General features: G+C 46.3%; 20 protein-coding genes and 1 pseudogene. 15 read left to right on the top strand and 6 right to left on the bottom strand.

The window, feature by feature from the left end; genetic code table 11:
* The first annotated feature begins 56 nt into the window (after positions 1–56).
* The 12 genes from ettA to DWY57_RS10365 all read left to right on the top strand — a co-directional run bounded on the left by ettA (position 57) and on the right by DWY57_RS10365 (position 16,610).
* Positions 57–1,754 (top strand): energy-dependent translational throttle protein EttA, encoded by a 1,698-nt coding sequence (gene ettA, locus DWY57_RS10310; RefSeq protein ID WP_005828098.1) that lies wholly within the window; start codon positions 57–59, stop codon positions 1,752–1,754.
* Between the two features lie 224 nt (positions 1,755–1,978).
* Positions 1,979–4,726, top strand: a complete 2,748-nt coding sequence (locus DWY57_RS10315; RefSeq protein ID WP_005828100.1) for a TonB-dependent receptor — start codon at positions 1,979–1,981, stop codon at positions 4,724–4,726.
* Positions 4,727–4,738: 12 nt separating this feature from the next.
* The gene (locus DWY57_RS10320) at positions 4,739–7,231 is read left to right on the top strand and encodes a choice-of-anchor J domain-containing protein (RefSeq protein ID WP_243634670.1); all 2,493 of its coding nucleotides are present in this window, start codon (positions 4,739–4,741) and stop codon (positions 7,229–7,231) included.
* 97 nt (positions 7,232–7,328) lie between these two features.
* Positions 7,329–8,618 (top strand): DNA/RNA non-specific endonuclease, encoded by a 1,290-nt coding sequence (locus tag DWY57_RS10325; RefSeq protein ID WP_035448193.1) that lies wholly within the window; start codon positions 7,329–7,331, stop codon positions 8,616–8,618.
* Between the two features lie 156 nt (positions 8,619–8,774).
* Positions 8,775–10,112: a DEAD/DEAH box helicase gene (locus DWY57_RS10330; protein WP_119961691.1), complete on the top strand. Its 1,338-nt coding sequence runs from the start codon at positions 8,775–8,777 to the stop codon at positions 10,110–10,112.
* Between the two features lie 274 nt (positions 10,113–10,386).
* Entirely contained in the window at positions 10,387–11,454 is a 1,068-nt protein-coding gene (serC, locus tag DWY57_RS10335) for a 3-phosphoserine/phosphohydroxythreonine transaminase (RefSeq protein ID WP_005828105.1), read from the top strand.
* 110 nt (positions 11,455–11,564) lie between these two features.
* Positions 11,565–12,488 carry an NAD(P)-dependent oxidoreductase gene (locus DWY57_RS10340; protein ID WP_117600581.1) on the top strand — a complete coding sequence of 308 codons (924 nt, stop codon included), beginning with the start codon at positions 11,565–11,567 and terminating at the stop codon, positions 12,486–12,488.
* 47 nt (positions 12,489–12,535) lie between these two features.
* Positions 12,536–13,783: a DUF1015 domain-containing protein gene (locus tag DWY57_RS10345; RefSeq protein WP_119961692.1), complete on the top strand. Its 1,248-nt coding sequence runs from the start codon at positions 12,536–12,538 to the stop codon at positions 13,781–13,783.
* 134 nt (positions 13,784–13,917) lie between these two features.
* The gene (locus DWY57_RS10350; protein ID WP_119961693.1) at positions 13,918–14,493 is read left to right on the top strand and encodes a flavodoxin family protein; all 576 of its coding nucleotides are present in this window, start codon (positions 13,918–13,920) and stop codon (positions 14,491–14,493) included.
* 18 nt (positions 14,494–14,511) lie between these two features.
* Entirely contained in the window at positions 14,512–14,913 is a 402-nt protein-coding gene (locus DWY57_RS10355) for an FKBP-type peptidyl-prolyl cis-trans isomerase (RefSeq protein ID WP_016273512.1), read from the top strand.
* A 64-nt stretch (positions 14,914–14,977) separates the two neighbouring features.
* Entirely contained in the window at positions 14,978–15,160 is a 183-nt protein-coding gene (locus tag DWY57_RS10360) for a hypothetical protein (protein ID WP_005828120.1), read from the top strand.
* A 109-nt stretch (positions 15,161–15,269) separates the two neighbouring features.
* Complete coding sequence (locus tag DWY57_RS10365; RefSeq protein ID WP_117600579.1) at positions 15,270–16,610, top strand: MATE family efflux transporter; 1,341 nt, start codon at positions 15,270–15,272, stop codon at positions 16,608–16,610.
* Here DWY57_RS10365 and DWY57_RS10370 read toward each other — a convergent pair.
* Positions 16,607–17,758 (bottom strand): glycerate kinase, encoded by a 1,152-nt coding sequence (locus DWY57_RS10370; RefSeq protein ID WP_119961694.1) that lies wholly within the window; start codon positions 17,756–17,758, stop codon positions 16,607–16,609. The genes DWY57_RS10365 and DWY57_RS10370 overlap by 4 nt on opposite strands.
* A 130-nt stretch (positions 17,759–17,888) precedes the next feature.
* On the opposite strand from DWY57_RS10370, the gene DWY57_RS10375 reads away from it, so the two are divergent.
* The 3 genes from DWY57_RS10375 (at position 17,889) to DWY57_RS10385 (ending at position 20,350) form a co-directional block, all read left to right on the top strand.
* Entirely contained in the window at positions 17,889–18,485 is a 597-nt protein-coding gene (locus tag DWY57_RS10375; RefSeq protein WP_117964485.1) for a YigZ family protein, read from the top strand.
* 157 nt (positions 18,486–18,642) lie between these two features.
* Entirely contained in the window at positions 18,643–19,767 is a 1,125-nt protein-coding gene (locus tag DWY57_RS10380; protein WP_117964484.1) for an HpaII family restriction endonuclease, read from the top strand.
* 67 nt (positions 19,768–19,834) lie between these two features.
* Complete coding sequence (locus tag DWY57_RS10385) at positions 19,835–20,350, top strand: nitroreductase family protein (protein ID WP_317126743.1); 516 nt, start codon at positions 19,835–19,837, stop codon at positions 20,348–20,350.
* Between the two features lie 109 nt (positions 20,351–20,459).
* On the opposite strand, the gene DWY57_RS10390 is transcribed toward DWY57_RS10385, so the two are convergent.
* From DWY57_RS10390 to DWY57_RS10410, 5 genes and pseudogenes are all read right to left on the bottom strand, one after another.
* Positions 20,460–21,320 (bottom strand): DNA adenine methylase, encoded by an 861-nt coding sequence (locus tag DWY57_RS10390; protein WP_007562461.1) that lies wholly within the window; start codon positions 21,318–21,320, stop codon positions 20,460–20,462.
* Positions 21,317–21,955: a thymidylate synthase gene (locus DWY57_RS10395; protein ID WP_007562465.1), complete on the bottom strand. Its 639-nt coding sequence runs from the start codon at positions 21,953–21,955 to the stop codon at positions 21,317–21,319. The genes DWY57_RS10390 and DWY57_RS10395 overlap by 4 nt, the downstream gene beginning before the upstream one ends.
* A 66-nt stretch (positions 21,956–22,021) precedes the next feature.
* Positions 22,022–22,264 (bottom strand): hypothetical protein, encoded by a 243-nt coding sequence (locus DWY57_RS10400; protein ID WP_007562467.1) that lies wholly within the window; start codon positions 22,262–22,264, stop codon positions 22,022–22,024.
* Between the two features lie 185 nt (positions 22,265–22,449).
* Positions 22,450–22,935, bottom strand: coding sequence for a hypothetical protein (locus DWY57_RS10405; protein ID WP_007562469.1), 486 nt, complete (start codon positions 22,933–22,935; stop codon positions 22,450–22,452).
* A pseudogene (locus DWY57_RS10410) lies at positions 22,932–23,276 on the bottom strand (hypothetical protein); the annotation flags it as partial. The pseudogene DWY57_RS10410 and the gene DWY57_RS10405, both read right to left, overlap by 4 nt.

Here is a 23,276-nt window from a genome sequence, read left to right on the forward strand (position 1 = left end):
GTCCCCATTAACCCTTGATATTAATCATTAATCACTGAACGTTAATCATTAAATACATGGCAACAGTAGACGATAAAAAGATTATCTTTTCTATGGTTGGGCTGAATAAAACCATTCAGCAGAACAACAAGCAGGTACTGAAGAACATTTACCTCTCGTTCTTCTACGGGGCAAAAATCGGTATCATCGGTCTGAACGGTTCGGGTAAATCGACCCTGCTGAAGATTATCGCCGGATTGGATAAGTCCTATCAGGGCGAAGTGGTGTTCTCGCCGGGATATTCTGTGGGATATCTGGCTCAGGAACCGTACCTCGACCCCACCAAGACCGTGAAGGAAATTGTTATGGAAGGTGTGCAACCCATTGTGGATGCGCTGGCAGAATACGAGGAAATCAACCAGAAGTTCGGCTTGCCCGAATATTATGAGGATCAGGACAAGATGGACAAGCTTTTCTCCCGCCAGGCCGAATTGCAGGACATCATCGACGCGACCGATGCTTGGAACCTCGACAGCAAGCTGGAGCGCGCCATGGACGCCCTTCGTTGTCCGCCCGAAGATCAGTCCGTAGAACATCTTTCCGGTGGTGAGCGTCGCCGTGTGGCCCTTTGCCGCCTATTGTTGCAGAAGCCCGACGTGCTTCTCCTCGACGAGCCCACCAATCACCTCGATGCCGAATCCATTGACTGGCTGGAACAACACTTGCAGCAGTACGAGGGTACGGTGATTGCCGTAACGCACGACCGCTACTTCCTCGACCACGTTGCCGGCTGGATTCTTGAGCTGGACCGTGGCGAAGGTATTCCCTGGAAAGGTAACTACTCCAGCTGGCTGGAACAGAAGACCAAGCGTATGGAGCAGGAGGAAAAGACTGCCAGCAAGCGCCGCAAGACGCTGGAACGTGAGTTGGAGTGGGTGCGCATGGCTCCCAAGGCCCGCCAGGCAAAGGGGAAGGCACGTCTGAACTCCTACGACAAATTGCTGAATGAGGACGTGAAGGAGAAGGAAGAGAAGCTGGAAATCTTTATCCCGAACGGTCCCCGTCTGGGTAATAAAGTGATTGAAGCCAAGCATGTGGCAAAGGCGTTTGGCGACAAACTGCTGTTTGATGATCTCAACTTCATGCTTCCGCCCAACGGAATCGTGGGTATCATCGGCCCTAACGGTGCCGGTAAGACCACGCTTTTCCGCCTTATCATGGGGCTGGAAAAGGCAGATAAAGGCGAGTTTGAGGTAGGGGAGACCGTAAAGGTGGCCTACGTGGACCAGCAGCATAAGGATATCGACCCCAACAAGAGCGTGTATCAGGTCATTTCCGGCGGAAACGATTTGATCCGCATGGGTGGACGCGACATCAATGCACGCGCCTATCTGTCCCGTTTCAACTTTTCCGGTGCCGACCAGGAGAAGCTCTGCGGAGTGCTTTCCGGTGGTGAGCGCAACCGTCTGCATCTGGCGCTCTGCCTGAAGGAAGAAGGTAATGTGCTGTTGCTGGACGAACCCACCAACGACATCGATGTGAACACGCTCCGTGCTCTCGAAGAAGGTCTGGAAGACTTTGCCGGATGTGCCGTGGTCATCAGTCACGACCGTTGGTTCCTCGACCGTATCTGTACGCATATCCTCGCTTTCGAAGGAGACTCCAATGTGTTCTTCTTTGAGGGCTCTTATTCCGAATATGAGGAAAATAAACAGAAACGTCTTGGGAAAGAAGAACCCACCCGTGTACGTTATAGAAAGCTTATGAATGACTGATTTCGGTGCGAATTTGAAAGTATATTCTTTTACTTGTTGACAATACGAAAGCTCTGCTGTAGAATGCAGGGCTTTTTTTGTTTAAAAATATCTCAAAAAAGCCTTTCTACCTTCAAAAAAGGTAACATAAATATAACATTAATCTCGTTTTTATTAGTTATATTTGCGACTTAAAACATAAATTAATGTTTAATTAACACTATCTATTAACAAAAAACAGAATTATGAGAAAACATCTAATTCAATTCCTGTTGGTTGCAGTGTTGTCGGTATTTAGTGCCGCTGCATTTGCTCAGACTACAGTGAGAGGTCAGCTTGTTGATTCAGAAACAGGTGAACCGTTAGTGGGTGCTGCCGTCATGGTGGAAGGTACTACACAAGGATCGGTGACCGACATTGATGGCTATTTCAAGCAAAGCGTTGCTTCGAATGCGACATTACTATTCAAGTACGTGGGTTATAAAGACCAGAAGAAGAAGATCACGCAGAAGGGCGCTTCTGTGGATTTGGGTGCTATCCCAATGGAACCGGATGCTGTGATGCTGAAGGACGTAGTGATTACATCGTCTATTGCTGTGGCACGCAAGACTCCGGTTGCTGTATCTACTGTCGACCCCGTATTTATTGAAGATAAGATAGGTTCTCAGGAGTTACCGCAAATCTTGAAATCTACTCCGGGTGTTTATGCTTCTAATGAGGGAGGTGGCTTTGGTGATTCCAACATAAAGATTCGTGGTTTTAAGTCAGAATATGTGGCTATGATGATTAACGGTGTACCCATGAACGGAATGGAAAACCAGAAAGTATACATGAGTAACTGGGGTGGTTTGATTGATGTGGCCAGCAGTATTCAGGTACAACGTGGACTTGGTGCCAGCAAGGTGTCAACTCCTTCAGTAGGTGGCTCACAAAACATTATAACCAAGACTACTGATGCCAAGAAAGGCGGCTTCATCTCTTACGGCATGGGTAATGACGGCTACAGTAAAGTGATGTTCAGTGTCTCTTCCGGTCTGACAAAAGATGGTTGGGCCTTTACTTTATTGGGTGCCAGAGATAAACGCGACGGTTATATTCAAGGTACGGAATCAGAGGCCTACACTTGGTTCATGAGTATTGCAAAACGTATCAATGACAACCATCAACTTTCATTTACAGCTTTTGGAGCACCTCAGTGGCATAATCAGCGTAATATGGCAAATGGTTTGAATATCAAGGAGTATCAGCGTGTAAAACAATGGATGGGTGAGGAAAGTCCCTATCGTTACAATTCTACTTTCGGTTATCGCAATGGACAAGTGATGAACTCTTCACGTAACGAATACCATAAGCCCCAGATGTCTCTTAATCATTTGTGGCAAATCAACCATAAGTCAAGCCTCAGTACAGCAGCTTATATGTCTATCGGTACTGGTGCGGGCTATAGTGGTACGGGGGTAACGGGGTACACCAGCTCTTGGTACGGTACGGCCAGTGATGGTACGGTGAACACTCAGTTCCGTTGTCCTGATGGTACTTTTGATTATGATGCTGTGGATAAGCTCAATGCAGATAACTATACTAATCCGGTGAATGTGAGTGGAATGCCCGGTTATAAAGGTTCGCTGATGATTATGAACAAAGCCTCGAACGACCATTTCTGGACAGGATTGATTTCTACTTATACCACTAAGTTTGGTGATTACTTTGATTTCTATGGTGGTATTGACTTCCGCTATTATAAAGGTTTGCACAAGAATGTCATTACCGATCTTTTTGGAGGGCAGTATTATGTAGACTCTTATAACCGTAAGAGTGTATTGGCTGAGAATAGTGTGAATGGTGGAGTCACCTCCTGGGTAAACCAGAAGTTGGGAGTAGGAGATGTGATTCGTCGTGACTACGACGGTTTTGTGATGTACGAAGGTGGTTTTGCCCAATTGGAGTATAATAAAGATAAAGTGAGTGCATTTGTTTCAGGTGGTCTTACAAATACCAGTTATTGGCGTAAAGACCGTTTCTATTATAGTGGTGACAAACAGCTGTCTTCGAAGAAGCATTATTTGGGAGGCAATGTGAAAGCTGGTTTGAACTACAACCTTGATGATTACAATAACGTATTCTTCAATACCGGATTTATCAGCCGTGCTCCTATTTTTGATAATACCTTTATCAATTCTCAGAGTTCACATGAGCGTAATCCTGATGCTAAGAATGAGAAAGTTTACTCTTTCGAATTAGGTTATGGATATCGTAGCCAGTATTTCTCAGCCAATGTAAACGCCTATTATACTATGTGGAAAGACAAGGCTTTATATGATACCGGATCCTATGAAGACGTAAACGGGGCTTCTCAGCGTTGGACAATGAATATGACCGGTGCGCAGGCTAACCACATGGGTATAGAGCTTGACTTTATTGCCAAGCCTTTCCGCTGGATGGAAGTTAACGGTATGTTCTCTTGGGGAGACTGGCGCTGGAATGGGACAGCGAAAGGCTTCATGATGAATACTGAAGGCCAAATTATGGCGAATAGCCGTGGTGAAGTGGTGACAGATATGAGTAATGTAGACCAGTACAAGTATACCATTGAAATGGATAATGTACAGGTGGGCGGTTCTGCTCAGACTACAGCTGCTTTGGGAGTGACATTCCGCCCAATGAAAGGCTTGCGTCTTAATGCAGACTGGAACTTCTTTGCACGCAATTATGCCGATTATGACATTGATGCGAGCCAAGCCACTCAAAAAGAGGCTTACGTGGTGGAAAAACCTTGGGAGATTCCCTCATGGAGCACATTTGATGTAAGTGCAGGATATACCTTTGACTTCGGTAAGATTCGTGCTACACTGAGCGGCAATGTGAACAACTTGTTCAACCAAGAGTATATAGCCGATGCACGCGACGGAAGTAACCATGACTGGGAGACGGCCACACGTGTTATCTATGGTTGGGGACGTACTTATACTGTAAGATTGAAGTTGAATTTCTAAGCGAACATATTTATGAAAAAACATATATTATTAGGAACCGCATTGGCTTCGCTGTTTGCACTCGGGGCCTGCGATTATAACGAGGATAATTTCCCCGGATTTGATGAAAAAGAAACCATCACGGATGTCAGTACCGATACCCTCGTATTGGCTGATGCCCATTATGGCAAAATAGCTTCTATGCCGAAGAACCAAGGGATAGCTCTCGCCAAGGATCCCGAGGGGCAGACTTATCTTACGGCATTGAACCAGCTGGGTAAAACCAAGATGTTTACTGATATGGTAGCTCCCGAAGACTATCTGCCTGCATTTGTCGATTCGCTCTACGCATATCTGTCAGATGGTTCCAAGGTGCTGGTACAGTACAATATCGGCAAGGAGCAACCTGAATATCTCTCGAAGATAAACGAAGCTCAGACTTTCGAACTTACTTCTGACAATTACGCTACAGTATGGGGGGAAAGCATGGTAGTAAAATATCTCACCCCTTCTACGTTGAAGAAGCTTCCTGCTTTGTTGAAGGAAGGTATCAAGAACCCGAAGACGGGAGATGTGTGCCAAGTGAATTACGCTTGGTCGGAGACCGAGCCCAGTACAGGCGGCGGTGCAGTGAAAATGGTATATCAGAAAGTAACTTCTATTGATGCCGAAGGAGGTAATTATGTCATTGTGGCTCCGACGAAGGATAATACTTGGATTCCTTTCGGTCAGTTCAAAGACCCGGATAAGACGTATGGTTATATGGAGGGTGAACCGGTAGAGATTGCGGATGGTTTCATCACCAGCGATGTGTCCAATCATATAATGACACTTACTCCTACGGAAAAAGGTTTCACTATGCAACGCCCGGATGGCAAGTTCATCTATCAGAGTGGTACGTTTAACAGCTTCAACATCGGTACTTCCATACCCGAGGGTGGGGATTGGAGCTTTGCTTATAACTATGACCGTAAGGCATTTGATGTGAAAAATGTGGAAAAGGACAAAATCATCAAGCTGAATTTCTATGAAAAAGAAAGCTCTTATTCATACGGTTCTTATCCGAATGCTACGTTGGGCATTTATATGAATGAGTCGTTCAATGGAAACGAGGGCGGTTTCACTACTCAGAATGTGAAACTTACCGGCACGTTGACCAATGTATGGAAGGTGGATGGCAAATATGGTTGGAAGGGTAGTGCCCATGTGGGAGATAGCGATTTTGAATCGGAAGCATGGGTGGTTTCTCCTATTATAGATTTAGCAAAAGCGAAGGCTCCTCTTCTTAAGGTAGATATTGCCATTAATTTCTTGAATGGTAACAATCGTGCTGATTTTATTGAACTGCTGGCTTCGGAAGATTATGTGGATGATGTGGCTGCTGCTGAATGGAAGGCTCTGAATGTACCTCAATGGCCGGAAGGCAAGAATTGGAATTATGTAAATTCCGGTGATATTGACCTGAGTGCTTACGAGGGCAAGAAGATAACCATTGCTTTCCGTTATAAGAGTACTACAGAGTGTGCGCCTACTGTAGAGTTTAAGAATATGTCACTTACAAGTACCGTATCAGGGTATTATGAGGGTGTGGATATTTATAAGGAGATTCCTGAATCAGAAGCTGAAATACCTGCTCGTGCCGTTACCCGTGCATCAGACGTGAAGCCAAATGCTTCTGCTCTCTATCAGTATGACGGTTCGGCTTGGACTGCCTACGAAGAAAGCGCAAGTATCGGTATCCGTGTGATGCAACCTGCCGATTATGTTTCTACCGGTTCGGACTATTTGAGCGATGCTGATGCCGTATTGCCCGTTTATCTGAAGAATGCATTCCCTTACGCACAGAGCGGGGATGTCAAGGCAGTAGTTTATTTCGGAAATAAGGAGTATGATGTGATGGCCGATGAATATGGCTTCGATGGCACTGCATGGGTGAAGAAGAATACCGAAACGGAAACTGCAGAAATGGCATTCCTGAAAACTGACGGCAAATGGATGGAAGCAAAAGAGTATTATAGCAATGACTTTGCTGGTGAACTTCATAACGATGCTCAGATTGTGAATGTGAAGCTTGATGGCATGAATTATGTATGGAGTGCAGGTGCAGGTTATACCCGTATCAAGGCAAGCGGTTATTATCAGCGTAACCGAGATACGGAGGCATGGCTTGTAACCGGTGAGGTAGACCTTACCGAAGCTATTGCCCCACAGATGGTATTCACTGCTTCGGCAGACTATTTGTATGGAGGTAAGATTGAGGATGCAGTGTCTGTACATGTATCCGAAAATTATATTCCTGCAGCTTCTACTGCTACTGATGAAGAGAAGATTGCAGCATTGCAAGGAGCGGCTTGGAGTGATCCGTTGTCGTTCGAGTGGCCTACAAGCTCTAAAGAGATCGAAATGCGTACTTCCATGGCCGACTATGTGGGCAAGAAAGTATATGTGGCATTCCGTTATGCAAGTAATACTGACCCTGGATTTGCTCCTACATTCTACATGAGTAACTTTGTGGTGAAGGAATAATTCCTGAGGTTGTGCAATAGACAATGTGGTAATGGACAGTAAAGTCCATTACCACATTTGCATTCTTAGTATCGTAAAATCAAATTTAGAAACATAGATGAAAAAACTGTCTTACTTATTTCTTTTGCTGGTCGGAATTTGGCTGGCTGGATGTGATGATTCTTCAGAGGCTTCGCTCATTCCCGAGATAATACCTACCGAGCAAGGTTCGGATACTTACGTGATGAAGGGCTATGAGTCGAGCGACAATGGTTTCAACGTGTATAAGCCCAAGGCTATCGGCACCCCTTTCTATATCCAATCCAAAGCTTTTACCGGGCGTAATTACGCATTTGCTCCTGTTAATAGTGAGTCGCTGGAAGGGCTTACTGCCGTCCCGTCTGCCGATGCTTTCAGCGAAAGCGTTGAGGTGAAACCCTCTACGTGCTATTGGGTGCGTTTCAACCGCTACAATCATTATCAGATGGGCAAGCTCCGCGTGGCCTATATTCACGGTAATGAAGTGGGCATAGAGTATGTGGCTTCTGAGGATATAGATGTGAAAAATGCCAATATTGCTGATAACAATAAAGCAGACAATCTTGAAATCCCAGCTCTCAATGCAACCAATCAATATATTGAATACTATGCAGGCGTGTCTGATGAGGAAGGTGCCGGGCAGGTACTCAATTTCTCCTTGGAATACATCGCTTCCAAGAAGCATTCGGCTTGGGTGGCATTCAGTTTCGACCCGATTACTGCGCAAGACAACGTGAAGCGTGCCAACGAGTGGAATCAGGACGACCCCAATATTGACAACAGTGTGGAGGTGACTGAATCCATGCATAAGAGCGATGGGTACGACAAGGGGCATCTTTGTGCCAGCGAAGACCGTGTGTACAGTAAAAGTGCCAATAAGCAGACCTTCTACTACAGTAATATCTCGCCACAGATAGGGAGTTTCAATCAAAAGTATTGGGCGGCTCTTGAGAAGCAGGTGCAGACTTGGGGACGTTCCACCATCAATGGCACATACGACAAGCTTTATGTCGTGAAAGGTGGTACTACTGACCGTTTGCTTACCAATTTCACTGGTGTGAAGAAAGCCAACGACGGGCTTTATCCCACCACCAATGCCGACGGGCTGACACTTGGCGGACTCATTTGCCCCAGCTATTATTACATGGCTCTGTTGAGCGAGAAGGCAGGGGTTTATCATACTATCGCTTTTTTAGTCCCTCATTCTGAATTATTACCGGAAAAACCTGGAAAAGATGAATTTATGGTTTATGCCGTTTCTATTAAAAATTTGGAGTACGAAACCGGTATCGACTTCTTCTGTAACCTGCCTAATGAGATAGAGAAGACTGTAGAAGCTACTTATAGTGCTGACGATTGGGCTTGGTAAAAGCTTCAGAAAACTATATTGTAAAAGGGGAGTCTCCCCTTTTAGTATGACGGGACATGCCATGATTTAGGTAGCTTTCTTAAAAGCTGTTTTCGTTTTGATGGAAACTGACTTCTTATCTGTATCTTTGCACATTGATTAAAAAAAGAGATATTCATGGAACTTTCGGATATACTTCATAACTTGAAGATACAGGAACTCACTCCGATGCAGGAGGCGGCTAAAGAAGCCTATCAATCAGCCAAAGATTTAGTGCTTCTTTCGCCCACCGGTTCGGGTAAGACACTGGCTTTTCTCCTTCCGCTGGTACAGACTTTGAAAGCGGAAATACAAGGTGTGCAGGCTCTTGTACTGGTACCTTCCCGCGAACTGGCTTTGCAGATAGAAACTGTGTTCAAGTCCATGGGAACTCCCTTTAAGGCCATGAGTTGTTATGGCGGACGTCCTGCCATGGAAGAACACCGGACAATGAAAGGCATTCATCCTGCCGTCATTATCGGTACTCCGGGACGTATGAACGACCATTTGAGGAAAGAGAATTTCAATGCCGCCACTGTTGTCACTTTGGTGATAGATGAGTTCGACAAGTGTCTTGAGTTTGGTTTTCATGACGAGATGGCGGAGGTTATCGGACAGCTTCCCTCACTGAAAAAACGTGTGCTTCTCTCGGCCACCGATGCAGAGGAAATACCGCAATTTGCCGGAGTAGGAGGTGATTCCCCGTCTTCCGTCTCCCGGTTCATGAAGCTTGATTTTCTTGCTCCGGAAGCTCTTGCTCCGCGTTTGCGGCTGCACAAGGTTATTTCTCCGGAGAAGGACAAGCTGGAGACCCTCTATAACCTGCTTTGTACTCTCGGCTATCATTCCACCTTGGTATTCTGCAATTATCGTGAAAGCGTGGAGCGTGTTGTTGGGTACCTGAACGCCAGGAAGTTCCCTTGCGACATGTTTCATGGCGGTATGGAGCAACCCGACCGCGAACGTGCGCTTTACAAGTTCCGCAATGGCAGTTGCGCCGTACTGATATCCACCGACCTTGCCGCCCGCGGACTTGACATCCCGGGTATAGACAATGTGGTGCATTACCATCTGCCCATAAACGAGGAAGCTTATACACATCGTAATGGACGTACCGCCCGCTGGGAGGCATCGGGAAATGCGTATCTTGTCCTGCATGCCGAGGAGCGGGTACCCGAGTATATCTCTGAAGACATCGCAATGTACGAGTTTCCGGAGGCGCTTCCCAAACCGGCCAAGCCCCGATGGGCTACCTTATATATAGGTAAAGGGAAAAAGGATAAGTTGAATAAGATAGATATTGTCGGCTTCTTGTATAAAAAAGGAGAGATGGCGCGTGAAGATGTCGGGCAGGTGGACGTAAAGGAACACTATGCCTTTGTAGCCGTGCGCCGCAGTAAAATGAAACAATTGTTGACGCTGGTACGCGGTGAAAAAATCAAGGGAATGAAAACTGTTATAGAGGAAGCAAAGTGATTTATCTTATAAATATTCATTTTATTTGCGCTTATTCTTTTGAATATGAAGTAATGAAACCGCCTTGCTTTTAGTTTCTCTAAAAGTATTATCCTTGATAAGTAAAGATAACAAAATGGTGCATATATCTTGTATAAACCATTAAAAAGTAAGCTAAATGCGGCTTAAAAATAGAATTTCATCAGGAAAGGTTTGTTTTGAAGAAATATTTCCGTAATTTCGCAAAGTCGAAAGACATTAATGAACGAAATTGTATAACCAAAACAAACTTCAAATGAAAAAGCATAATTTCAATGCAGGACCTTCTATCCTTCCTCGTGAGGTGATTGAGAATACGGCACAAGCTATTCTTGATTTCAATGGCTCAGGCCTCTCACTGATGGAAATCAGCCACCGTGCCAAAGACTTCCAACCCGTTGTGGACGAAGCTGTGGCATTATTCAAAGAATTGCTCAATATCCCCGAAGGATATTCGGTACTGTTCTTGGGCGGTGGTGCCAGTTTGGAATTCTGCATGGTACCCTTCAACTTCCTTGAAAAGAAAGCTGCTTACCTGAATACGGGTGTATGGGCCAAAAAAGCCATGAAAGAAGCTAAGGCATTCGGTGAAGTAGTTGAAGTCGCTTCTTCCGCTGAATCTACTTATACCTATATTCCGAAGGACTATACAGTGCCTGCCGATGCAGACTATTTCCACATCACTACCAACAATACAATCTACGGTACGGAACTGAAAGAGGATTTGGACGTAAACGTTCCGATGGTGGCCGATATGTCTTCTGATATTTTCTCCCGTCCCATCGACGTATCCAAATATATCTGTATCTATGGTGGTGCACAGAAGAATCTGGCTCCTTCCGGTGTTACATTCGTCATCGTGAAGAATGACGCTCTGGGTAAGGTATCCCGCTATATTCCGACCATGCTGAACTATCAGACGCATGTGGATAGCGGCTCTATGTTCAATACTCCTCCCGTTGTCCCCATCTATGCAGCCCTGCAGACATTGCGCTGGATTAAGGCAGAGGGTGGCGTGAAGGAAATGGAACGCCGTGCCATCGAAAAGGCCGATATGCTGTATGCCGAAATTGACCGTAACAAAATGTTTGTGGGTACGGCTGCCAAAGAAGACCGTTCACGCATGAACATCTGCTTTGTGATGGCTCCCGAATACAAGGAACTGGAAGCTGACTTCCTGAAGTTCGCTACCGAAAGAGGTATGGTAGGTATCAAGGGACACCGTTCTGTAGGCGGATTCCGTGCATCCTGCTACAATGCCATGCCGAAGGAAAGTGTGCAGGCTTTGATTGACTGCATGCAGGAATTTGAGAAACTTCATTAATAATATTGTTTTTCACCACAGATTACGCAGATTTGCACAGATTGTTTTTATGATTAAACTCTGTGATAATCTGTGTCATCTGTGGTGAGTCTTTTTAATATCATGAAATTATGAAAGTATTAGTTGCAACAGACAAACCGTTTGCCAAAGTGGCAGTAGACGGTATCCGTAAAGAAATAGAAGCAGCAGGTTACGAACTCGTGCTGCTGGAAAAATATGGTGAGAAAGCCAAGCTGCTGGAGGCTGTGAAAGATGCAAACGCTATCATTATCCGCAGTGACATCATTGATGCTGAAGTGCTGGATGCCGCCAAGGAACTGAAGATTGTGGTGCGTGCCGGTGCCGGTTATGACAATGTGGACCTGGAAGCAGCTACTGCCCACAATGTATGTGTAATGAATACTCCGGGACAGAACTCCAATGCTGTGGCCGAGTTGGCTTTCGGCTTGATGGTGATGGCTGTCCGTAATATGTATAACGGTACTTCCGGTACTGAACTGATGGGCAAGAAACTGGGTATCCACGCTTATGGTAACGTGGGTCGCAACGTAGCCCGTATTGCCAAAGGCTTCGGTATGGAGATTTATGCGTTCGACGCTTTCTGCCCGAAAGAAGTAATCGAGAAGGATGGAGTGAAGGCTGTGGGTTCTGCCGAAGAGCTTTACTCTACTTGCGATGTCGTTTCCCTGCATATTCCTGCAACTGCCGAAACGAAGAATTCCATCAATTATGCATTGGTGAACAAAATGCCGAAAGGCGGACTGCTGGTGAACACAGCCCGTAAGGAAGTCATCAATGAAGCCGAGCTTATCCAGCTGATGGAAGAGCGTACCGACTTGAAATACATGACCGACATTATGCCTGCTGCCAATGAAACATTTGCAGCCAAGTTTGCCGGACGTTATTTCTCTACACCGAAAAAGATGGGGGCCCAGACTGCCGAAGCCAATATCAACGCAGGTATTGCCGCTGCCAAGCAGATTGTAGGCTTCCTGAAAGACGGTTGCGAGAAGTTCCGCGTAAATAAGAAATGAGATGAATAGTAAGACTATTCTCAATAATCCATATAAAACACTCTCTTATGGCTATAATTAAACCCTTTAAGGGGATTCGTCCCCCTCAGGATTTGGTGGAACAAGTAGCGTCCCGTCCTTACGACGTATTGAATTCTGCAGAAGCACGTGCAGAAGCGGAAGGTAATGAGAAGTCCCTATATCATATCATCAAGCCGGAAATAGATTTTCCCGTCGGTACGGATGAACATGACGAACGTGTTTATCGGAAAGCTGCAGAGAACTTCCGTATGTTCCAAGAGAAAGGCTGGCTGGTGCAGGATGATAAAGAAAACTATTACATCTATGCCCAGACCATGAACGGCAAGACACAGTACGGTCTTGTTGTTGGTGCCTATGTTCCCGATTATATGAACGGTGTTATCAAGAAGCACGAGTTGACTCGTCGTGACAAAGAGGAGGACCGTATGAAGCATGTCCGCGTGAACAATGCCAATATTGAACCCGTATTCTTTGCCTATCCCGATAACGCTGCGCTGGATGCCATCATTTCCCGTTATACAGCGGGGAAACCGGTATACGACTTTATCGCTCCGGGTGACGGTTTCGGTCATACCTTCTGGATTATAGACAAGCAGGAGGATATTGATGCCATAACCAAGGAGTTTGCCAAGATGCCCGCCCTCTACATTGCCGATGGGCATCATCGCAGTGCCGCTGCCGCTTTGGTGGGTGCGGAGAAAGCCAAGCAAAACCCCAATCACCGTGGTGACGAAGAGTACAATTACTTCATGGCCGTGTGCTTCCCTGCCAACCAGTTGACTATTATTGACTATAACCGGGTGGTGAAGGACTTGAACGGTATGACTCCCGAAGAGTTCCTGACCGCTGTGGGCAAGAATTTCATCGTGGAGGAGAAAGGTGAGGACATCTATAAGCCGTCCGAATTGCATAACTTCTCCCTCTATCTGGACGGAAAGTGGTACAGCCTTACTGCCAAACCGGGTACTTATAATGATAACGACCCCATTGGTGTACTGGATGTAACCATCTCCTCTAATCTGATACTGGATGAAGTGCTTGGCATCAAAGACCTCCGTTCCGATAAGCGTATCGACTTTGTAGGTGGCATCCGTGGTTTGGGAGAGTTGAAGAAGCGGGTGGACAGCGGTGAGATGAAAGTGGCATTGGCCCTCTATCCCGTTTCCATGAAGCAACTGATGGATATTGCCGATACGGGCAACATCATGCCTCCCAAGACAACTTGGTTTGAGCCGAAGTTGCGTTCGGGACTGGTGATTCATAAACTGGACTAAATGAATTGATATAAACTGAAACGGGGATGTCTTCCACTAAAAGACATCCCTGTTTTTTTCGGATTAAAACAGAATAATAAGTAAGGTTATTATGTAGAAAATGCCGACCTTTGCCGAAAAATTGAGAGTATACAATGAAGGTATTGATTCTTAACGGCAGTCCTCGCCGTCATGGCAACATATCGAAAATGTTGGAGCTGATGAAGCGGGAACTTGAAGGTTGCGGAGCTGAGACTGTTTATATAGACGTTCCGCGGTTGCAGGTGCATCCCTGCATCGGTTGCATGAAGTGCCGCAGTTCATTGAAGTGTTGTTTGCCCGAGGATGGCGCACAGAGAGTGTTGCAGTCTATGAAGGAAGCCGATGCACTGATAATCGGTGCTCCTTGCTATTGGGGAAACATGCCGGGAGAAGTGAAAGTGCTTTTCGACCGTATGGTTTACGGTATGATGGGGGAGAACTCCTGGGGAATGCCCCTTCCGCTTCATAAGGGTAAGAAAGCGATTGTGGTAAGCACTTGTACTACCCCTTATCCTTTCAATATTCTCTATAATCAGACGCACGGTGTGGTGAAAGCTTTCAGGGAGATTCTGAAATGGAGTGGTTTCAAGATTGTGAAAACCATTGAGAGGGGAGGTACTAAGAAGCATCCTGAGCTGACGGAAAAGGATATGCGGAACTGCAAGAAAGCAGTGCACAAATTATTGTAAAGTATTGAAAAAGTCAATATGGGTAGAAAAGAAGAATATAAATTGCAGAACGAACAGTTTCTGGAGCAGTTGCGTACGGCAGAAGGAATCAAGGAATTGCCTTGCGGCATACTTTATCGGGTATTGGAGGAAGGCAGAGACGGTCCGACACCACGTCTCAACAGTGTAGTATCTGTGCATTATAAAGGCACGCTTATCAATGGGCGTGAGTTCGATAATTCGTGGAAACGGAATTGTCCGGAGGCTTTTCGTCTGAATGAAGTGATTGAGGGCTGGCAGATTGCCTTGCTACGAATGCATCCCGGAAGTCGTTGGATTGTATATATCCCTTACACCATGGGATACGGTACACGTACCAGTGGACCCATTCCGGCGTATTCCACACTGATATTTGAAGTGGAATTACTAAATATCTCGTGACACTGCTGAACAATTTGCTTTTTTATCTTGTTCTCATATAAGAATTTAGAAAAACTCAATAGGTATGAATATAGATAAGAAAGCAGGGCATATTGACCCGAAAGTAGCATTGTCCCAGGCAGAACATGAAAAGGGAACAGTACCCGGACAACAGATTGGCCTTTACGGTAATGCAGACAAGAGAGATGTTCGTCAGGTCGTAAAGATTCTGAATCCTGACAAAAACAGTATGGAGAGCAGAGGTTAACCCTCTGCTTTTTTTATTACATGCCTCTTTCTTCGTCGAGTCCAGATGATTTGTTGGAGGGTTTTGTATCTTTGTACCCGGAAATGAAACTCTTAAAAACAAAAGCAGGATGCTACGGAAAGGAGACCTCACACAAGGAGGCATAACCGGTACTTTATTACATTTTACCCTACCCATGATGGTAGGGTCTTTTTTGCAGCAATGCTACAACATTGCAGATACGCTCATTGTAGGCCAATGCATTGGTGCAGGGGCGTTGGCGGCGGTCGGTTCGGCATACACATTGATGGTTTTCCTGATATCCGTTTTGCTGGGACTGGCGATGGGCAGTGGTACCGTATTCTCCCTGCATTATGGCGCCGGAAACTATGTAGCACTGCGTCGTAGCATATTCAGTTCGTTTGTACTGATAGGTATCGTGACACTGATACTGAATGTAGCCGTTTTTATCTGGCTCAATCCTATTCTCCGGCTGTTGCAGGTTCCGCAAGACATATACGGCATGATGCGCAGCTACTTGTGGATAATCTTCTGCGGTATAGTTTTCACCTTTATCTATAACTTCTACGCATCTCTGCTGCGTGCAGTAGGGGATTCTGTCACTCCGCTTTGGTTTCTGGCAGTTTCTGTCGTTCTGAATATAGCGCTCGACTTGTTTTTTATCCTACAACTGGATTGGGGGATTCAGGGTGCGGCTTCGGCCACTGTCCTCGCTCAAGGAGTAGCTGCTCTGGGCATCATCATTTATACTTACAGAAGGCGTCCGGAACTGCGATGGCATCATGAAGACATATGTTTTGACCGTACTTGCTTGAAGGAAATAGCTTCCTTCTCTACACTGACTTGCATCCAACAGTCGGTGATGAATCTGGGAATCCTGATGGTACAGGGGCTTGTCAACAGCTTTGGAACAGCGGTAATGGCAGCTTTTGCGGCAGCTGTGAAGATTGACTCTTTCGCCTATATGCCCGTGCAGGAATTTGGGAACGCCTTTTCCACCTTCATTGCACAGAACTTTGGGGCAGCACGTTACGACCGTATCCACCGGGGTGTTCGCAGTGCATTTGTCACGACTGTTGTTTTTTCGCTCCTTGTGTCCGTATTGGTTTTCATCTTTGCCAAACCGTTGATGCTTATCTTTGTCCGTCCGGACGAAACGGAGATTATTGCGGTGGGAGTGGCGTACCTACGCATCGAAGGTGCTTTCTACTGTGGCATCGGCATCTTGTTTTTGCTGTACGGATACTACCGAGCCATCCGTATGCCGGGCATGTCTGTTGTGCTGACCGTGCTGTCGCTGGGCACCCGTGTCGTTCTTTCTTACTGGCTTGCTTCGATACCTGAGATTGGGGTGACGGGCATCTGGTGGTCCATTCCCATCGGCTGGCTGATTGCCGACGTGGTCGGTATCTGGTGCTATCGGTATGTTAAAAGAGTTAGAGGGAGTTAAAAGAAAATCCGGCAAATTTGCTCCACTGTCCTTCGGATATTTTCTTGAGCAAATTCAGGCTGCATGGCCTGCTCCAAAGAGACGGGAGAGGGGGTAATGGAGAATACGCCCCGGAATCCGGCTGCATTCAGTATCCCGGCATCCTCTATCGCTCCTGCCAGCAGGATGACGGGAATATGTTGCCTTCTTGCTTCCTGCAAGATGCCCGAAGGCACTTTCCCCATGAGAGTCTGCCGGTCCGATTTCCCTTCTCCGGTGATGATGAGGTCGGCATCCTTAATCTTTTCTGCAAAGTCCAGAGTTTCCAAAAGAAGCTCTATGCCGGGTTTCAACTGTGCATCCAGAAATGCGTGGAGACCGCCCCCCATACCACCTGCCGCACCGGCACCGGGATGCAAGGATACGTCTTTGCCGGTAGTGTGGAATATGACGTCCGAAAGATGCTGCATGGCAATATCCAGTTCCTTCACCATATCCGCGTCTGCTCCTTTTTGGGGAGCAAATACGTGGGCTGCTCCATTGGGACCGAAGAAAGGATTGCGTACATCACACGCCGCCGTGAAACATGCCTTTTTCAGTGTGGGATGGGCAGAAGAGCTGTCTATGGAGCTGATTTCCGATAGAAGGGCACCGCATAGGGCGATGCCTTTTTCCATGCTTCCCACTTCGTGTCCTTCTTTATCGAAGAAACGGAATCCCAATGCTTGCAGCATTCCCAGACCGGCATCGTTCGTGGCGCTCCCTCCAAGTCCGATGACGAAACGGAGGCATCCCCGTTCCAAGGCATCGCGTATCAGTTCACCCGTTCCGAAGGTGGTGGTTTTCATCGGATTCCTTTTGTCGGCAGGAACCAGTGGCAGGCCGCTGATGGCAGCCATTTCTACGAATGCGGTATTGCCGTCTCCGGAGATGCCGTAACTGGCATCGCACGGTTGCATCAACGGGTCGTGGGCACGGACGGTAATACGTTTTCCGTTACTGGCTGCAAGCAGGACGTCGAGCATGCCTTCTCCACCGTCGGCCACGGGGAGCACCATGGTCCGACATTCGGGACATGCGGCATGTACCCCTTGGGCGGTAGCTTCTCCTGCTTCTGCCGAGGTGAGGCAGCCTTTAAAGGAATCAAGGGCAATTACTATCTTTTTCATAAATACGTTTTTTATAGTTTCGTCATGCTTCGGATGACAAGTTGTACAATTACAAAGGTATATACAAAATTTCATTTCTTTTTCATGCAAGCATGAAAGTTCTGTCTTCAGTTTGCATTATCTTTGCAGCATGAGCGAAGATACGTATAAAACCATCGTTGCCCTTTCCGAGGGCATTTACACTGAAAAGCGCAGCAAGTTCATTGCTATTGCCCTGCCGGTGCGTACAGTAGAGGAGGTGAAGGCGCATCTGGAAACTTACCAGAAGAAATACTACGACGCCCGCCACGTGTGCTATGCCTACATGCTGGGCCATGAGCGGAAGGACTTCCGTGCCAACGACAACGGGGAGCCTTCGGGCACGGCAGGCAAGCCGATTCTGGGACAAATCAATTCCAACGAACTGACGGATATTCTCGTCATCGTAGTGCGCTACTTCGGCGGTATCAAGTTGGGTACGAGTGGACTGATTGTAGCCTATAAGGCTGCTGCCGCCGAAGCCATTGCCGCTGCCACCATCATTGAAAAGACGGTAGATGAGGAGGTGACTTTCCTCTTCGAATACCCCTTCATGAACGATGTGATGCGGGTGGTGAAGGAGGAGGAGCCGGAAATTCTGGAACAGTCGTATGATATGGACTGCCGTATGACGCTCCGCATCCGTCAGTCCATGATGCCGAAGTTGCGGGCACGGTTGGAGAAAGTAGAAACATTAAGGTTTGAATAATATAACAAATGGGATAAGAGCCCCTTTTAATAGGGAAATTGTTTGTTTCCTTTAACGGAACGAGTTGTTTTGTCCTTCGGAACAGACTGTTTTCTTTGCGGAAACGGCATCACTCCTTATGAAAGGCTGACTCCCTCCTTTAAACAAAAGAAAGTTTATGGCATTTAGTGCAACAAAAAGAGAACTGGGTGAGCTCTACACCTTCTTTCGCCTGCTGGCGGATGGAGCCGTGTCATTGGGTACACCGAAAGCAGAAAAAGACGAAACCCTGCGCTGGCCCGTTGCCTTGATACAGAGGGAAGAGCATGACGGTACGCGCCGTTACTATATCGAAGCGCAGGAAGTGCGCATTGTCAGCGGAACTACCGGGAAGGACGGTTCGTTTGTTCCGGGCGAGAAGGAGGAACTGTGTTTCCCCCGCGAAGACTTTGGTGATGCGGCAGAGTTGGTTCTGCATCTGTTGAAGAACGTTTCGGGCGAGGAAGTGGAAGTGTCCGAAGGTTTGGAAGCCTTTTTGGATGCTGTCAACATCTTCGACCTGGAAGCAAAGACGGAGGACCGTACCGACTTCTCCGTTGCCTTCTGGCATCCCGAAGCACCTCTGACGGGCTTCAATGTCCGTTGTCGTCTCGCCCCGATGAATCCGTTGCTGGACGGAGGGCGCACGGCGAATCTGAAGCTGGAGCAAAGCGGTGTCAAGTTTGCCGTGCCCACGGTGAACAAGGTGAATGCCCTGCCGGAATCTCCTACGGAAGTGGCAGAACGCATGATGATGATTGAGCGACTGGGTGGCGTGCTGAAGTATGCCGACGTTGCCGACCGCGTATTCCGCTGCAACCTGCTGATGATAGACCTCCACTTCCCCCGCATGCTTGCCGAGATGGTGCGCTTGATGCACTTGGACGGCATTACCCGCATCAGCGAATTGACGGAGCGCATCAAGGAGATGAATCCGCTGAAGATAAAAGACGAGTTGATAAACAAGCACCGCTTCTACGAGTTCAAGATGAAGCAGTTCCTGCTGGCACTTGCCCTCGGCATGCGCCCTGCCAAAATTTATAACGGTACGGACTCTGCCGTCGAAGGCATCTTCCTGACGGACGGCAACGGGCAGATACTCTGCTACCACAAATCCCGTCCGCAAGTCTTTGCAGACTTCCTTTATCAGAACACGCGTTTGGAGAAAGGTGCCGTAGAGAAAGATAAATACGGCTTCTTGGAGCGCGAGAACGGCGTCTGGTACTTCAAGCTGAATGTGAAGATTGGACTGGTGAAACGATGAAACAGCCCTACTGAATACGCACCGATTTGCATTATCAATAATCAACTATCAATTCTCAATTAAACAAATGAACGAGACATTACAAACTATCAAGGCACGCCGTAGCGTCCGTGCCTATATGGAACAGCAGGTTTCCGCAGAAGATTTGAATCTTATCCTTGAGGCGGCTACTTATGCCCCCAACGGTATGCATTTGGAGACGTGGCACTTCACTGCCATTCAGAATAAGGAAGTACTGAAAGAGTTGAATGATAAAATCAAAGGCGCCTTTGCCAAGAGTGACGACCCTCATACACGGGAACGTGGACATAGCCAGACTTATTGCTGCTACTATCATGCCCCCACGCTGGTCATTGTCTCCAACGAGCCTACCCAATGGTGGGCTGCTATGGATTGCGCTTGCGCTCTGGAGAATATTTTTCTTGCCGCCAAGTCCCTCGGCATTGGTTCCTGTATAATCCGCAAATCCAAATTTCCGCAGAATCCGAAACGAAGCGTTCGATTTTCAGGGAAAAGGACAAAACGAAGCGTTCAAAAAAGGAAAGCGCGCAACACTCAAAAAGCCGAAACAAAAGTTTTGTAATGACCTCTGTTTCGGCTTTATAATTTCATAAAAAATGGCTTTATAACGGCATTAAAATAAGGCTCAAAAGTTTGGCCTTCTACTTGAAAAATTGTATCTTTGTTCAGTGCTAAGCAGCTGTTTTATGAACTAATTTTTCCTGTTTCTTATACAGCATCATGTCTGTATATTCGGCAGAATAATTCATGTGGGCATTGAATTCCTTTTTTGTACAACCCTCAAAAGGATTGCCAATGGTTTTGTTTGCTCCAATCCATTCACACAGTTCAAGTATGGAGGATTTATTGGATGTGAAATAAACGAAGGAATGCTTTTCGAGTATCTTTAAAACATCCAAATAATCAGACAAGCGCCAATACATATTGTACGTACCAACATCAGTGGAAAGATAAGGCGGATCAATTAAAAAGACGACTCCGGGAACATCCTTATATTGGTTGAATACTGCTTTGTAGTCGCATGATACAATTTCAAGCCCTTTTAAGTAGTCAGAAGACTCCGGATAACCGGTCTTGCGAATGTTGTTATAAAGGACTTCCTTGCGCATTTCGGCTACAGACAATTTATACTTCATGGAGAACATAAGTGAGGATGATAAGGTTATAAAATCCACGTACCCAACATTTAGTTCTTCTTCCTCGATACGTTTAAAAATGCGTTCTCTAAGTTCCCCTTTAATTGGTTTATGTTTGGGTATCGAATTACCCACCAGCTCCCTAATATCGGCAAGCAGTTTATTTGTCTGTGGGATATTTTTCAGTCTGAACCGGTAGTTGTCGAAGTCATTGTAGACAACAGTAGCATCGGGCTTGCTTCTTTTGGCTATATGCGAAAGAAGTCCGGAACCGCCAAACAAGTCCACAAACACGGTATCTTCAGGGAACTGTTCCAAAACTTTAATAAACTCTTTAGCAAACATTCTTTTTTGGCCTACAAATGGCAGTGGTGCAGATAAATTCATATTCTTCATACGTTCAAGTCAAATTTAATGTTTTCAACTCCGGATAACAGTTCCAGAGTCCGGTCAATGTTATTTTCATATATATGCACATTTCCAAGGTCAAGGGTTATGGACTTCAGGGGAAGCTCCACCTGCCTTGCCATCAGATAAAGATGATAAATATCAGCCGGAAGCCCAAGGTTCGCATCAGAACTACGCTGATATGCAGATAGCACCAATTCTCCCTCATCAATTTGGAACTGCACAAGACTCAGGCAGGGTGCCTGGTTGCTTTCCACCCCGGTTTCTCCAAGAAACAGGACATAATTCTTGCTGTTGCGCTTTTCCCGGTTAATCCTGGTTATGAGGGGTGGAAGCTTTTCAAAGTAAGTTGGATAGCTGTTTACAAGGGTATGGCCGCAATAATCCCACCAGGTAATCCCTGCCTCTTTGTATTTTTCCACATCCCGGACTCCTTGCATAAACAGTTTCAATTCCTCTTTCAGCTTTTTCCTGGCTATCCCGTGGCTTTCAAATATGTCAAGTAAATCAGCGGGGGTTAGCATGAGCCTTTCGTTTAATAGATACTTGATACGCCCTTTCCTATTGGTCTGGATTTTGCCCGTTTGGAGTATCTTGTCTAATGTCTGGTAATACTTATTCATGAGCTTTATTTTTGGTTGTACAAAGGTAGCTCTACCGGACAACACAAGGCATCCCCGGCACATCAATCACACTGCACCGAGCGTGCAGTGCTTTCCAAACCGTTTGATAACATCATACACCTTACGTTCGCTTACCGAATATTTATTTGCCAAAAACGCCACTGCATAAGTGGTCTTTTCACCTTGTTTTTTCATGACCTCATACTCCGTATATAAGTCTATGAATCGAAGGTCATCCTGCTTGCCGCCCAAACTTATAAGCATTTCAAGCGGTTCTCTGTTAAATTTAAGTGCTTCAAACAATGTCATATCCAATCATTTTTGTACTTTTGCAATGCCAATCATTTATTTAATGCGTAAAAACGCCACGAGAGTGCGGCAGAGGGCATTGCCCCCGGTCGCGCACTCTCGTGGCGTTTTGTGTTAATAAATGATTGGCGTCTATATTAACAGGCCGGGGGCTTTTTTTATCCCTCCCCCGAAGGGATTGTCAATCACTCAATCCGATATAATTCCAAATTGAACTTGTCCTTTTTTTCCCAGCCTTCAGCCAGAACTGTCTGAATGAATCCTACTGCTTTTGTATAGAAATCTTTCAGTTCTTCTAACTGAGTAAAAGTATGGTATTCCGGTTGTTCATCCGAACCAAACTTAAACGTCACTGGCAGGGTTTCTCCGCCCGTCTGAACGGCCAAATCGTATGCTGCCTTATAGTTGTACTGGTTCTCCACAGAAAGCCATACATGGGCACCATTATAGGCGAATCCGGATAGGATAGCCGCATCAGTCTGGCTGTTATACCAGGACATAACCAATGTGTGGATTTCCTCATCAGTAGGCTTATGCCCGAACTCCTCTTCCATGTAGGAGGCAGAGCCGTTCTCTTTTTCCTGCACATCCCATCGGATGCGCCATTTGTCTTTAACCGGGTTCGTGCATTCCATCAGCGAAACCCCGGAACTTCCTTCAACTCTTCTCATGTAAACACGTATTTGGTTCTACCTTTGCCGAATGTCTCTGTCTTGATGGTCGTTTCAAACGGGAAACCATCCGGCATTTCCTTTACTTGTGCGAGAATATTCTTCATTTCCTCGCTGTTGGTGAAGAACTTCTTTGCCTCGCCGTTCACTTCGATGGCCACAATACAGCGGTCTTCTCCCTGCTCGGTTTTGATACCGGTCTCAAAGTCCTTCACTACAATGGGTAAGTTTACCAGTTCCCGGATGCTTACCACCACTCCGGGGAATCGCTTTTTACCGTCTTCCGGCTTGTAAGCGACATTCAAGTCTTTAAAACTTCTCATTTCTTTGCCTGTTAATTT

The organism is Bacteroides sp. AF25-5LB, from assembly GCF_003602965.1.
In the GTDB taxonomy this organism is placed as follows: Bacteria; Bacteroidota; Bacteroidia; order Bacteroidales; family Bacteroidaceae; genus Bacteroides; species Bacteroides uniformis.